General features: G+C 36.5%; 12 protein-coding genes. All 12 read right to left on the bottom strand.

Translation table 11 applies throughout. From position 1 onward, the window contains the following. Positions 1–132: 132 nt before the first annotated feature. A complete protein-coding gene (gene pknB, locus MHH96_RS14720) occupies positions 133–2,133 on the bottom strand; it encodes a Stk1 family PASTA domain-containing Ser/Thr kinase (RefSeq protein ID WP_341117610.1) in 2,001 nt (666 codons plus the stop codon). Further along, positions 2,130–2,888, bottom strand: a complete 759-nt coding sequence (locus MHH96_RS14715) for a Stp1/IreP family PP2C-type Ser/Thr phosphatase (protein ID WP_095257564.1) — start codon at positions 2,886–2,888, stop codon at positions 2,130–2,132. Before MHH96_RS14715 ends, pknB begins: the two co-directional genes overlap by 4 nt. A gap of 6 nt (positions 2,889–2,894) precedes the next feature. Then, positions 2,895–3,992: a 23S rRNA (adenine(2503)-C(2))-methyltransferase RlmN gene (gene rlmN / locus MHH96_RS14710; RefSeq protein ID WP_095257565.1), complete on the bottom strand. Its 1,098-nt coding sequence runs from the start codon at positions 3,990–3,992 to the stop codon at positions 2,895–2,897. Then, a complete protein-coding gene (gene rsmB / locus MHH96_RS14705) occupies positions 3,989–5,341 on the bottom strand; it encodes a 16S rRNA (cytosine(967)-C(5))-methyltransferase RsmB (protein ID WP_047939955.1) in 1,353 nt (450 codons plus the stop codon). Before rsmB ends, rlmN begins: the two co-directional genes overlap by 4 nt. Beyond that, on the bottom strand, positions 5,328–6,287 hold the full coding sequence (fmt, locus tag MHH96_RS14700; protein WP_047939954.1) for a methionyl-tRNA formyltransferase: 960 nt from the start codon (positions 6,285–6,287) through the stop codon (positions 5,328–5,330). Before fmt ends, rsmB begins: the two co-directional genes overlap by 14 nt. Then, positions 6,280–6,768 carry a peptide deformylase gene (def, locus tag MHH96_RS14695; protein ID WP_047939953.1) on the bottom strand — a complete coding sequence of 163 codons (489 nt, stop codon included), beginning with the start codon at positions 6,766–6,768 and terminating at the stop codon, positions 6,280–6,282. Before def ends, fmt begins: the two co-directional genes overlap by 8 nt. Before the next feature lie 422 nt (positions 6,769–7,190). Next, complete coding sequence (locus tag MHH96_RS14690; RefSeq protein ID WP_047939952.1) at positions 7,191–9,026, bottom strand: glycoside hydrolase family 2 protein; 1,836 nt, start codon at positions 9,024–9,026, stop codon at positions 7,191–7,193. A 17-nt stretch (positions 9,027–9,043) separates the two neighbouring features. Next, positions 9,044–10,786 (bottom strand): glycoside hydrolase family 2 protein, encoded by a 1,743-nt coding sequence (locus tag MHH96_RS14685; protein ID WP_047939951.1) that lies wholly within the window; start codon positions 10,784–10,786, stop codon positions 9,044–9,046. Next, the gene (locus tag MHH96_RS14680; RefSeq protein WP_047939950.1) at positions 10,786–11,223 is read right to left on the bottom strand and encodes a hypothetical protein; all 438 of its coding nucleotides are present in this window, start codon (positions 11,221–11,223) and stop codon (positions 10,786–10,788) included. Before MHH96_RS14680 ends, MHH96_RS14685 begins: the two co-directional genes overlap by 1 nt. After that, positions 11,223–12,068, bottom strand: a complete 846-nt coding sequence (locus MHH96_RS14675) for a carbohydrate ABC transporter permease (protein WP_047939949.1) — start codon at positions 12,066–12,068, stop codon at positions 11,223–11,225. The genes MHH96_RS14680 and MHH96_RS14675 overlap by 1 nt, the downstream gene beginning before the upstream one ends. 16 nt (positions 12,069–12,084) lie before the next feature. Further along, positions 12,085–13,008 (bottom strand): carbohydrate ABC transporter permease, encoded by a 924-nt coding sequence (locus MHH96_RS14670; RefSeq protein WP_309325240.1) that lies wholly within the window; start codon positions 13,006–13,008, stop codon positions 12,085–12,087. 267 nt (positions 13,009–13,275) lie between these two features. Beyond that, the gene (locus tag MHH96_RS14665) at positions 13,276–14,541 is read right to left on the bottom strand and encodes an extracellular solute-binding protein (RefSeq protein WP_053215544.1); all 1,266 of its coding nucleotides are present in this window, start codon (positions 14,539–14,541) and stop codon (positions 13,276–13,278) included. Between the last annotated feature and the right edge of the window lie 184 nt (positions 14,542–14,725).

Below are 14,725 nucleotides of genomic sequence, written 5' to 3'. Positions count from 1 at the left end.
AACGCTCCTTACTTACTTTCGCTCACTAATAAAAGTTCTAGTATGTTTCTAAAAACTATTTTAAAACCGACAGCTTATTAGAAAATACCTACTTAAAGAGCATTCCCTCTCTTGCTAAATTCAAACCAATTACTAGTTAGGATAAGGAACCTCTTCATCAAGGATGACTACACTGTCAATCTGCACTCGATAATATCCTTTTTGCCCTTCAGGAATTTGCAGATAGATTGTCTTTTTAGTATTTTCGGTAATCGTAAATGTTTCAGCTGGTTCTGTCATACTATTATTAAAATCACCAATATATATTCTTACTGTTTGTTCGACTGGCTTCCCATCGGCAGTCATTTCAGTCGGTTCATATGGAATCGATATTTCTCTCATTACTTCTTTCGGTTGTACTTCTTTTTTTCCTTTAGAAAGAACAACAGTAATTCCAGCACCTTTTTTCAAATTAGTACGAGGTTCAGGCGTTTGGGAAATGACTAGACCTTTTTCCACTGTGTCACTATATTCTTCCTTAAAAGTTACCGTTAAACCAGCATCGTCCACATAGTCATTTACTTCTTTTTTCGTATAATCTGATAAATCTTTGACACTAATTAACTGTGCACCTTTACTTATTGTAAATTCTAATGAAGTTTCACTTGGTACTACTTCCTCTTTTGGCTTAATATTTTGTTCTAATATTGTTCCTGGTTCACTATCATCAAAAACTTCGATAGGATCAATATCTTTAAAATCGAATCCTTCTGATTCTAATAGTTTAACAACATCATCATATTTTCTTCCTACATAATCACTTAACACGACCGTCTCTTTTCCAAGACTTTCATAGATCGCAATTTCTGTCCCTTCTCTTCGCGCGCTGCCTGCACTAGGACTTGTTTTAATAACATGACCTTTTTCTACATCATCACTATTTAAGGTAATAGTATCAGACACTACAAAGCCTTTTTCTTCTAGCGTTGTCTTTGCTTTATCTAATTCTAAACCAGTGACATCAGGAACCACTATATCTTCTGGAGCAAGTAAATCTGGCAGAAAAAATATTACTAGTCCCATTATTAATAGCAAGGCGATAAAGGTTGAAATAATAATGGCAGCAATTTTCTTTCCCTTTTTCTTAGCTTTCTTCTTTTTCTCTTTCTTTACTGGGGCTTCCTTTACCAATGTGTTTCCTTGATCTTCTTTTTCATTTGTATGAACAATCGTCTCATCAAAATTTTTATATAAACCATCATTTGTAATGACCGGAATTGCTTTTGTAGCTTCGTCATCAACGGGTATTGCAAACTTGGGTTCGTCTATTCTCTCTAAATCTAAAGCTGTTTGCAAATCCTCTGACATTTCTTCCATACTATTATATCGATAAAAAGGATCTTTCGCAGTAGCTTTTAAGACGATATTCTCCACGCTTTGCGGGATAGCTTCGTTCCATCTTCTAACACTAGGCGTTTCAGACTGCAAATGTTTTAAAGCAATCGAAACAGCTGATTCGCCAGAAAAAGGCAATCTCCCTGTTAATAATTCAAACATTACAATCCCAAGAGAATAAATGTCAGATTTTTTATTCGCCATTCCACCACGAGCTTGTTCAGGAGATAAATAATGAACAGAACCTAACACAGAATTTGTTTGCGTGATGCTTGTCGCACTTAATGCCATTGCAATTCCAAAATCGGTTACTTTTACTTTTCCTTCTTTATCTATTAAAATATTATGCGGTTTTATATCGCGATGGATAATATTATTTTGATGCGCATGCGCGATTGCAGATGTTATTTGCTGCATAATTGCGATAACTGTCTCTACAGAAAGTGGTGAATTTTTATGTATGTATTGTTTCAGTGTATCGCCTTCCACATATTCCATAACAATATAATAGATGTCTCCTTCTTCTCCAACATCATATATATTGACGACATTCGGATGAGCTAAGCTTGTAGCAGATTGCGCTTCGCGATGAAATCGTTTAATAAACTCCTCATCATTGACATAATCGAGTCTTAGCATCTTCACTGCTACATCTCGATCTAAAATCATGTCATGCGCAAGGTAGACATTTGCCATTCCACCTCCGCCAATCATCTCTAAGACTTTATAACGGCCACTTATTCTTTTTCCAATCATCATTGCCCTTCACCTGCTTGATGACCATCCCCATACTCCAAAATAACGACCGTAATATTATCTTCTCCACCATTTATATTGGCAGTTTCGATTAACGTAGAAGCCTTCTCTTCTAATGTAATCTCTTTTTCAAGAATCTCTTTAATTTGTTGATCCGTTACTTTGTTAGATAGTCCATCAGAACAAATAAATATGATGTCTCCTTCTTCAAACATAATGGTCATCACATCAATATTTAACTGCGCATCTGTTCCAAGTGCTCTCAAGACGACATTTTTTCTGGGATGATGCTCTGCATCCTCTTTCGATATCTGGCCCATACGAACTAATTCATTTACTAAGGAATGATCTTCTGTAATTTGTTTAAAGCCATCTTCATTATAAAGATAGCATCTGCTGTCTCCCACATGAGCAATCGTCGAAAAATTTTCTGTACTGATTACCCCTATAATGGTGGTACCCATGCCTTCACATTCTGGATGGGTGGAAGCATAATCGAAAACATATTGATTGACCTCTAAAATATTGGATTCCAACCAGTTTTCTGCCTCATCTGCTGTTTTAATTTCCTCTACCATTGTCCAAAGTTCTGTCAGTTTCTCAACAGTGAGTGAGCTTGCAACATCACCTGCACGGTGTCCACCCATGCCATCAGCTACGATGGCAAGGCGTTGACCGCTTTTATTTCTAATAATTGCTCCACTATCCTCATTATGTTGTCTAACTTTCCCCTTATCAGTCATAAAAATTTGACTCAAAGGTGATCACCTCGTCTCTTCTTTTCTCTCCTTCGCACGAAGCTGTCCACATGCAGCATCGATATCTGAACCTTGCTCACGGCGGATTGTTACATTTACTCCATGTTTCTTTAATGTTTTTTCAAATAAAAAGATTTGGTCCTTCGGTGTTCTTACATAATCTCTTTCTGGTACATAGTTAACAGGAATTAAGTTTACGTGACACTTGATTCCTTTCACAAGCTCAGCTAACTCTTCCGCATGCTCTACTTGATCATTTACGTTGCCAAATAAACCATACTCAAAACTTACACGTCTACCTGTTTTATCCACATAGTATCGGATAGCTTCAATTAAATCAGGTAATTTATACGCTCTGTTAATTGGCATTAGTCTGCTTCTTAACTCTGTGTTTGGCGCGTGCAGGGAAACCGCAAAATTAATTTGCATATTTTGATCCGCAAATTCATAAATTTTCGGGATAATCCCACTGGTTGACACAGTGATATGTCTTGCTCCAATATTTAATGCTTGTTCATGGTTAATAATTTTTAGGAAACTTAACATACTAGTAAAGTTATCAAATGGTTCCCCAATTCCCATAATAACAACTGAACTTACACGTTCGCCCAATTCATCTAATGCCTGTTGTACTTTTACGACTTGTGCAACGATTTCTCCTGCTTCTAAATTTCTTTTTAATCCACCTAATGTAGAAGCACAGAAAGTACAGCCGATTCGACAGCCGACTTGGGTTGTTACACAAACAGAATTACCATAATCATGACGCATTAAAACTGTTTCAATGGAATAGCCATCATGTAATTCAAATAAAAATTTAATTGTCCCATCATTTGATGTTTGCTGAATAAGCGTATTTAATGTTGTAATTGTAAAATTTTCCTGAAGCATTAAACGTAAATTTTTCGATAAGTTAGACATATCTTCAAAAGAGGTTACTCTCTTTTTATATAGCCATTCAAAAATTTGATCCGCACGAAACGCCTTTTCATTATGCGCTGTCAGCCAATCCTTTAGTGCTTGCAATTCCATTGAGTATATCGAGGGAATAGCTGGTTCTGCCTTTTGTCTTCTTCTTGATGATGTTTTTACTTGTTCCATCATTGCACCTTCTTTCTTAATGCTGCAATATAAAAGCCGTCTGAGCCAAAATATTGCGGTAATATCTGTAATTCATTTCCTTCTGCGTAATTCTTTACATCTTGTGGCAGACGATCCGCCAATGTTCTATCTCTCTCAAACTGCGTATTAACAGCTAAGAATTTCTCCACCACTTCTTCATTCTCTGCTGTATCAATGGTACATGTACTATATACTAATATTCCACCTTTTTTTAAAAGCGGGGAAACAGAAGCTAGTAAATCCAATTGAATTTTCTGCAGCCGATCTACATCAGCTTCTGTTTTTGTATATTTCATATCTGGCTTTCTTCTCATTACACCAAACCCTGAACATGGTGCATCTAACAGAATTCGATCAAAGCTTTCTTTCTCCAAGCTGCTGTCCAGCTTTCTTGAATCCATTGCCTTTGTTTCAATCGTTGGTAAATCTAAGCGATCTGCATTTTGCTTAATCAACTTTACTTTATGATCATGAAGATCAATAGAAAGAATGTTGCCGTCCTTATTCATCTTCTCTGCAATATGAGTAGATTTACCACCTGGAGCTGCACAAGCATCCAATACGGAATATGGTTTGTCTAAATCTAGTGCATAAGCAACAATCATCGAGCTTTCATCTTGAATCGTCAGCAGCCCTTTTTCAAAAGCAGATGAATGAGCGATATTTCCCTTTAAAACTTTAATCCCTTCTGGAATTACCTCACTTGCTTCTACTTGAAATCCTTCTTCTGTTAAAAGTTCTATACATTCCGTTACAGAAACCTTTGTTGTATTAACCCTTGCTGTTTGCATCGGTGCAGTTAGATTGATTTCGCACATTTTTTTCGCTTCTTCTACACCAAGCTGCTCGACCCATCTTTTTACAAGCCAACTAGGATGACTTGTTTCAATGGAAAGTCGTTCTATTTCATCTTTAATCTCATTAAAGGATGGCAATCCTTGTCTTAGCATATTTCTTAGTACAGCATTTACAAAGCCGCTTATTCCTTTGTGGCCTCTCTTTTTAGCAATTTCTACCGCTTCATTTATTGCAGCATGATCTGGAATACGATCTAAATAAACGATTTGATAGACAGTCATCTGCAGAAGAATATAAACCCATTCCTCTATTTTCTTTCCTTTATTAAGGAAAGGACGCAGATAAAATTCCAGAGTCATTTTTCTTTGCAGCGTTCCATAAACAATTTCTGTTAACAAACCGATATCTTTAGAAGGAATCTCATTTTTCTTAATCGTCGTATTTAGCAATAAGTTACTATACGCTTGATTTTTTTGAATGGTTTCCAAAATATCTAATGCTGCTTCTCGCACATTTTTTCTAGTTTTCTTCATTCGTAACTCCTAATATCTCATTTACTTGCATTTTACTGCCAGCCCCGCGTAAGAATTGACTGATGTCCATTTTCTTCTTGCCCGCTGGTTGTACTTCTGTTAATTGAATGTATGTGTCATTACCTGTTGCCACAATTGGGCCATGATCTGTTATGTCGACAATTGTTCCAGGAGAGGCATCTCTCTTTTTCGCCACTTTCTTACCAGCCCATACTTTCATCACTTTCCCTTGATAAAGAGTGAAAGCTACTGGCCAAGGATTTAAACCACGAATTTTATTATAAATTTCTTCTCCAGAAACAGACCAGTCAATTAGTTCGTCCGCCCGCTTCAAATTTGGAGCAAATGTTGCCTCCTCATCCTTTTGCGGAATCGGCGTAATTTCTCCTGCTAACAGTTTAGGCAAAGTTTCTGCTAATAAATCACTTCCAACACGACTTAATTTATCATGAAGTGTTCCTACTGTATCTTCTTCTTCAATTTCCACTTCCGCCACTGAAATAATATCACCAGCATCTAGCTTCTCCGCCATATACATAATGGTAATACCGGTTTTTTCTTTCCCTTGTAAAATACTGTAGTGAATTGGCGCTCCGCCTCTTAATTCAGGAAGCAAGGATGCATGAACATTCACACAGCCGAATTTTGGTGCATCTAATAGCTCTTTTGGCAAAATTTGACCGAACGCAGCAGTCACAATAATATCCGGGTTCAAAGAGATAATAGCTTTCAGCTCGTCTGATTGACGAATCTTCTCTGGTTGATAGACAGGGATATCATGTTTTAGAGCTTCTACCTTTACTGGCGGCGGGGTTAACACCTTTTTTCTGCCCACAGGACGATCAGGCTGTGTCACAACCGCAATTACTTCATACTTTTCTTCTAATAATCTTTGTAATACAGGAACAGAAAAATCCGGGGTACCCATAAATACAACTTTAGTCATTTGCTTCCACTCCTTCTAGCTCATCTTCCTCTAGATAGCGAATTACCTTTGATGTAAATAGTACTCCATCTAAATGGTCCATTTCATGTAAAATCGCTCTTGCTAAATATTCTTCAGCTTCTATTATATATTTTTTTCCTTTTCTATTTTGCGCCTCTACTTTAATAGACAATGGCCTTTCGACGTCTCCGAATAATCCCGGGAAACTTAAACATCCTTCGGGACCAACTTGAGAGCCATTCACTTCTAATAATTTGGGATTAATTAATTCCAGTGTACCCATATCATCATCAATATCTACTACAGCAATGCGCTTTGATATACCAATTTGTGGAGCAGCTAGTCCAACTCCGTCAAATTCAATCATTGTATCATACATATCGTTTAATAATTTTGCTAATTTTTTATCAAAGACTGTAACTTCCGCGCATGGTGTTTCTAACACCGGATCCGGGTACATTACAATTTGTTTTACTGCCACATTATTTCCTCCAAACATTAAGAGAGATAGTCGATTAAAGGCTTGCTCTTATTAATCGAAGACGGTCTTGCCATCATTGTTCAGACAAACAGCCTATGCTAAAACTCATTCCTTTTTGTATTTTATCAAACCCTGCTACTAAATAGCTATGTATTCCTTTTGGAAATTAATTCGTACGTTGCTTTATTTTTGGGCGGACAAAATAAAAACCCATGTCAGGAAACTCAGGATAACTTGAAACCATCCATCATTTTCGCTGTCATGAGCCTTGAACATTTTAACATATTACTGTTGATAAGTATAGTTTGGAACAAATTAGTTTTTAAACATGGCTATATTTAAAACGATAAAAAATCCGTGTTAGAAAGTAACTATTATCTAATAACTAACTTTGAGATTGTTTGCCTTTACAGATTATTTATTTAGTTTATGCCTCCATTCATCCTCTTCCCGTTAGTAGCCAATCGCTCGGGAAAGAAGAGATTATTCAATTCTTTAATTTTGGATAAATCACATTTTGGAATACGATTATACGTTAAAATCCCATTAATTTCTTGCTCAACATCTGTCAGCTGCGTATAGCAATAGCCCCATAGTCCCTTCGATTGAAAGATTGCTTCCATGATTTTGCGGTATTCTGTTATATAATCATCCGCAGTTTCGACAGAAGTGTAGCCCCAACCGCTTTGTTCCCCCATCTTAAAGGCAATGCCCCCGAATTCTGTTAACAGAATTGGTTCTCCTTGGTGGGAGTGGTTCTCAGCATACACTTCCCATTTGCTATGAGCATGTGTAAGTAAATTTTCAACAGAAGATATAGACTCTTTGAAGTATTGATACTTTGCTTTTTCATCAGCATTTCCATGACCGTAATTATGAATCGCACAAATATCTGTAACTGTTGCTTCCCAGCCATCATTAGAGATAACCAGACGAGTATCATCAATGGCATGGAGCATGTGATACATGGTTGTAGAGAAATGCTGTTGTTTTTTATCATGATGAATATCCGGAATACCCCAGCTTTCATTTAAGGGAACCCAAGTAACGATAGAAGGGTGATTATAGTCACGGTCGACTATTTCCATCCATTCCTTCATTAATCTTGTTGCTGCTTCTTTTGTATAAACAGGAGCTGATGCACATTCTCCCCACACTAGAAAACCTAATGTATCTGCATAATACATGAAGAGAGGATCTTCTGTTTTTTGATGCTTTCTGCATCCATTGAATCCCATTTCTTTCGCTAATTCTATATCTTTTTTTAAATCTTCTGCTTCCGGAGCTGTCAAAAGTCCCTCTGGCCAATAACCTTGATCAAGGACCAGTTTTTGATAGTATGGTTTATTGTTTAAATAAACCATACCATTTTCTGTATGGACTTTTCGATAGCCGAAATAAGATTGCACTTTATCTAAAACGGTTCCTTTTTCATCACAAAGTTCGATAGATACGTCAAATAAATTAGGGTGTTCTGGTGACCAAGTATAGCCGCTATCGTGAAAATTGGTGCGAAAAATTTTATTTTGAATAATATCAACCGCACGTTTTTCTGCAAGATTATTCATTTTAATTTGATCTTCCGCAATTAAAATGTTCTTAAAACTTATTTTGTATTTCACATAATAATTCGCTCTTGATATTTCTGCTTCTTTATTTAAAACAAAATCCATCCAGACGACACCGCGGTCTAGATCAGGAGTAAATCGAACTTTTTCCAGATAATCATTATTTACTTGTTCCACCCAGACCGTCTGCCAAATCCCTGTAGAATTCGTATACCAAATCGCCCTTGGTTCCTCTTCCCAGAACTGCTTCCCTCGTGGAATGGTTTCATCTTTGATAGGATCGTAGACTTTAACAGTAATACTTTGGTTTTCGTCTAATAAATAATTCGAAATATCAAATGAGAATGAAGTATGCCCGCCTTCATGGTCTCCCACAAATTTTCCGTTCACGTATACCTTGCAATAGTAATCTACCGCACCAAAATGCAAGATTGTTCGTTTATCTGCGTATTTAGGAATCACTACTTCTTTCTTATACCAAACATATTCATGAATGGTTCTTTCCCCAATTCCACTTAACTTAGATTGGTAAACAAACGGTACTTGTATTTCTTTATCCAGTGTTTCTTTATTAAAATATTGCTCCTGTTCCCCTACATTCTTATCATCAAACTGAAATTGCCAAGTTCCATTTAAGTTAATCCACTGGTCACGCACGAACTGCGGGCGGGGATATTCTTGTCTCGTCATCTTATACACTCCTATGATTATAATCTTCGGGTATTTACTTGTCTTACTTTCTCAACAGAAACTTTTGGCTTCCGATCGATTGTAAGCAAGCCATTTACTTCTTGTTGGACATCGGTTAGTTGTGTATAACAATAACCACATACGTATTCTAAATCCTGAACTGCATGGTGAATGTCTTCAAAACGTTTAAAGAACGCTTCTTCATCCTTCACTTGATTCCCATAGCCCCAACCTTCCTCTGTTTGAAAAGCAATTCCGCCAAACTCAGAAATAAGGATTGGCTGACCTTTATACGGATAACCCTCTGCAAAAGCATAGAAACCTTTATTGAACTGGATACCATTAGACATTAACTTGTCGCTGTCTTTATATCTACTAGCAAGCAGCGCTCCATACTCCTCATAGTCATGCAATGTGATAATATCAGAAATAGTATGTTCCCAGCCGTCATTTGTGATAACAGGGCGATTACGATCATATGCTTTAGTTAAATGATAGATACTTTCCGTAAAAGCTTGTTGCTGCTTATCATGATGGATATCGCCAATGCCCCACGATTCATTAAATGGCACCCATGTAATCACACTCGGATGGTTGTAATTTTGCTTCACAATTTCCAGCCATTCATGGGTAAAATTGCGGACTGCTTTGTCACTAAAGCCATACGTCGAACCAACTTCCAGCCAGACAAGAAGCCCTTTCTTATCAGCTAAATATAGAAATCTACTGTCTTCTACTTTTTGATGCTTACGAACTCCGTTATATCCCAATGCTAATATTTTATCGATATCTTCTTCCAACGCTGCAACACTTGGTGGTGTTAAATCTGATTCTTCCCAGTAGCCTTGATCCAAAATTAAGCGTTGATATAACTCTCTATTATTAAGAAGAATTCTATTTCCTTCAATAGATATCTTGCGCATACCAAAATAAGATTGAATTTCATCCAGTAATTCATCATGGTGGTACAATTTAAGCGTCAAATCATATAAATTAGGGTTTTCTGGACTCCATACTTTCATTGTCCATGGATCCAGTCTTTCTAATACACTTCCAGTAAGGGACGCTGCATTATCAATTATATTAGCTGTTAATTCATTGATTACTTTATCGTCAAATTGGATGGATGCCACTATTTTATAGCCATCTGCCGTTAGCGGAATTCCTTTTGTTTCTACTTCAATCGCTACTTGTTGGGCATCAAATAATGGTGTAATTTTCGCATGATTTAAGTAGGATTCATTTACATATTCCAACCAAACGGATTTCCATATTCCCGTTGTCTGAACATACCAGCAGCCAAAATTTTCATCATGCCAGCGTTGTTTTCCTCTCGGTTGTGCACAATCCTTTGAATCTTTGACTTTAACAGTTAGTTTATTCTCTCCAGTTGTTACAAAGTCAGTTACATCCACAGAAAAACCATGGTAACCTCCTTGATGGATCGTGGCAAGATTCCCGTTTACATAGATAAAAGCCTCATAATCTACTCCTTCAAAATGGACAATTGGATGCTTCTTTGTATCATCAATAACGATTGTTCTTTCATACCATACTGTTTCATGATGTTCTTGCTGATTGATGCCGCTTGCTTTCGTCTCATAAGTAAACGGCACATTGATGGTTTGGCTTTCTGGAAAAGAGTCATACCATCTCTCTTTGTCTCCCACTTTTTTATCATCAAACGCAAATTTCCATTTCCCATCTAAAGAAACCCATTCCGCTCTGCGAAACTGAGGATTTGGATGAAGTACATTCATTAATTTATACCTCCGACTCGATTATTTGTTGTCCTATTTATTTTTCGAATAGATTTATTTTTTGCTAAAACTAAAATACCCGCTGACATACATAAAACTAGACTGATAATATCCATGATGATATAGGATAATGCTCCACATACAAACAGCCATACGGCAACCTTTACATGAACTTGATCATCTATCATATATTTCTTGGCACAGACTAAATTTATTAACCCCAGACCAATTAATAAGGCGCCAAACATGCCAATGAATATATAGACACTTCCAACATAAGATTCCATCGCTTTCATATAGACAAAAGCCGAGTCCTCCGCAAGCCTTGCACCTTCGACCTTTTTTAGTGTTCCATATAACAGGATCGTAATAAGACCATCGATGATTTGCCAAACGCCTACTATTCTCACTAAATTCCTTTCTAGTTTTCTATTCATTATCCTTTCACTCCAGCTGATAAGGACATTGATTCCAAGAAGTATTTCTGTGCGAATAGGTACAAGATAAAAGTGGGAATTATCGCAACCAATGCGCCTGCCATTAATAAGGTTGGCTGTGCTTGATACATCCCCTGCAATAGCTGCAGACCCGGTGTGATCGGCATTTTTTCAATATCATTAAAAACAATAGATGGCCATAAAAAATCATTCCATGATCCCGTAAAGGAAAATAAGGCAACAACAAGGAGAACCGGTTTGATCAAAGGCAAGATTACTTTTCCTAAAATTTGAAAATCACTAGCCCCATCCATACGAGCAGCTTCATCAAATTCTAGAGGAATATTATTCATAAATTGTCTAACTAAAAAGATATTAAATACACCTGCTGCACCTGGAACAATCATCGCAATCGGAGAATTCACCCAGCCGAGAACGTCGATGATTTTATAGAGAGGAATAAGATTTACTACACCAGGAAACATCATCGTTGCCATTAAAAAGGCAAACAAACCGTGTTTCCCTCTAAAATTCAATCTGCTAAAAGCGAAGGCTGATAATGTCACCACAATTAATACTAATAATGTGTGTGACACAGAAATAACAACTGAATTTGTAAACCAACGAACCAATGGTGTACTTGTATTATCAACTAATAAAGTAGTGTAATTTGTCAGTACCCATTCAATTGGAAGAAATTTAAAGCCCACTGTTTGTAGTTCTATCTCTGATTTAAAGGAGGTTACAACTCCCCATAATAAAGGAATAATCCAAATCACAGCCATGATAAGCAAAAAGGCAAACCCGATTATTTTAGGTAGTGGATTGATTCTTTTACTGCTCATACTCTTCCTCCTTTAATTAATTCTTCTTCTCTCTTAAGAAAAAGAATTGTAATGATGCTACAACCATTATACAAAGTCCAAGAATAACCGCCATCGCAGACGAGATCCCCGCAATCGATTGACCTGAACCAAAGGCATTTTGCTGAATATCCATTAATAACACCCTTGTTGAATCTGTTGGGCCGCCACCTGTTAACATCAACGGCTGCCCATAGACGTTAAATTGAGCAATGGTTGTGATAACAACCGTATAAAGAATCTGACCTCTAATGCTTGGAAGGGTAATTTTCATAAACTTCTGAAAAGAAGAAGCTCCATCAATATCTGCCGCTTCATAATAATCTTTCGGAATACCATTCAATGCCGCTTGGTAAATGATCATATTTCCTCCAATCGTCCACCAAACTGTTACGGCTACTAGCGCAATCCACGCATAAGGCTGAGTACCAGTCCAAACGGTTTCCAGATTGAAAATATTATTAATTGGACCATATGTTACATTAAACATAAGCCCCCATATAATAATGACAGCGGAAATTGCAAACAACGATGGTAAATAGAATAATGACTGAAATACTTTCCACAGAACTGGTTTTGTGTTCAAAGCTGCTGCAAGAAGCAGAGGTACAATAATACAAAATGGGACAGTAAATAGAACAAATAAAAAGGTATTTTTCAACCCATTATGAAGTTGTTCATAAAAGACGGAGTCTGGTTGAAGTAATAATTCTTTATAATTATCCAATCCAACAAAAATTGGCGAACTAATTAAATCCCATTCTGTAAAAGAAATATAAACTCCAAAAAAGATTGGAATAAGAAAAAACACTCCAAAAATGATCAAATGAGGGGCTAAAAATAGCCATGGTGCAAAGGATGTATTCCTGGAGTTTTTTATTTTCATTTGTTTTACATTTTTCGTAGCGGGAACAGTTTCCATACGCCTACTTCCTTTCCTCTCGCTTCTATTAGAATAAGATTTTCATCTTATCTAGATTAAGCATACAGCCTAAATACCTCGATTCCCTGCTGCACTTTTGTTACTATATTTAGGCTGCTTGCTTTTTTATTTATTTAGCTGTTTGATATAAAGTTCATCAAGAATTGCATAATAATATGTCTCAATAGTAAACAACTACCTTTTTAAACAGTCAGCGGCTTCTCCAATCACCAGCTATAAGTAAGCGCTCTTACTTTTTGGCAAACATTAATTCGAATTATCTTTTTCTACCTTAGCAGATATTTCTTTTTCCATATCTTCTAATGCTTTATCTGTTTCTGTTTTGGAGAATACGACATCCCCAGCTTTAGAATCTAATAATTCTGAAACATAACCATTGTATTTATAGTCAAAGATTTTTAATGTTGCTTGTTGTTCAGGTGTTGCCAAGAAGAATGATTGTGGCATTGCTTTATATTCCTCATTTTCTAAAAGCGCAAGCGTTGCTGGATTTTGTCCCGATTTTGCCCATTCCATTGAATTATCACGAACCCAGTCTAAAAACTTCACAACAGCTTTTTCTTTTTCCTCCGTACGTGAGTCATCTTTCAGCATGACAAATTGGTGAGAAGAAGACCAGTTGACCGCTTTCGATAAATCATCTGATAATTGAGGCGCATTAGTTAATCCCCAATTTACCTTTGATTCTTTAATTTGGTTTTGCATCCAAATTCCTTCAGGAAGAAAAACAACTTTTCCAGTTAAGAACATTTGAGTTGGATCTTCTCCATCCTTTGTTGTATAACCTGCCTTTACATAATCTCTCCATAGATTAAAAGTATCTTTCGCTGCTTGGTTTACTAAAGTTGGTTGAATGCCATCTTCTGTTAACTCACCACCATTTTGTGCATACAAGGACAAGAAATTAGGCTTTAGCCATGTTACCCCTAATGCTCTGATTTTATCTTTTTGGGCTTTCTCGCCAACTTGTTTAATTTCATCAAATGTAACGATATTGTCATCCAATGCTGTCGGCAAATACTTATCAACTAAATCTTTGTTGTAGTAAAGTCCGAAAGTATGAATATCTAACGGGATACTATAACGCTCTGAATCTAGTTCTCCAATCTTCCAAGCTTCTGCTACATAGTTATCTGCTTTAATTTCCGGAAAATCAGCAAGCAAGTCATTATAAGAAGTTAACATATCATTATCTTTAAACTGTTTAATTCGTTCTGCATGGACAATCGTTAAATCAGGAATATTCTTTTTAGAGTTTACGATTGTTGGGATTTTCGTATACATATCTCCTTCTTTTAAAGAGACGTTTTTGATTTTGTATTCAGGATTCGTTTTATTATATTCATTTACCATCGCCTGCATATTTTTTCCATCTGGACCAGTGAACGGATTCCAAAACGTAATTTCATTTTTGGCACTGCTACTTGCTTCCGAATCTCCACAGCCTGCTAAAATACCGATTGAGAGTCCAATCACACCAACATACTTCCAAAGCTTGCTCTTTGCCCCCACATTAATTCCTCCTTTTATTTAACTCATTACTTAACGAAATTCTTTAACTAAAAAGTTAAAGTGACTACTAATATTCTTATTACACTATTAATTTAACAACATAAGAAAGCGTTGTCAATCTTATTTAAACAATATTTTCAGTGTTTTCTATTGAAGTTAAACACTGTGGATGATAAAATAAACA

Source organism: Niallia sp. FSL K6-0212, assembly GCF_038007605.1.
GTDB classification, from domain to species: domain Bacteria; phylum Bacillota; class Bacilli; order Bacillales; family Cytobacillaceae; genus Niallia; species Niallia circulans.
Note: the sequence above shows the minus strand (reverse complement) of the source record. Positions and strands in the feature narration are given on the sequence as shown.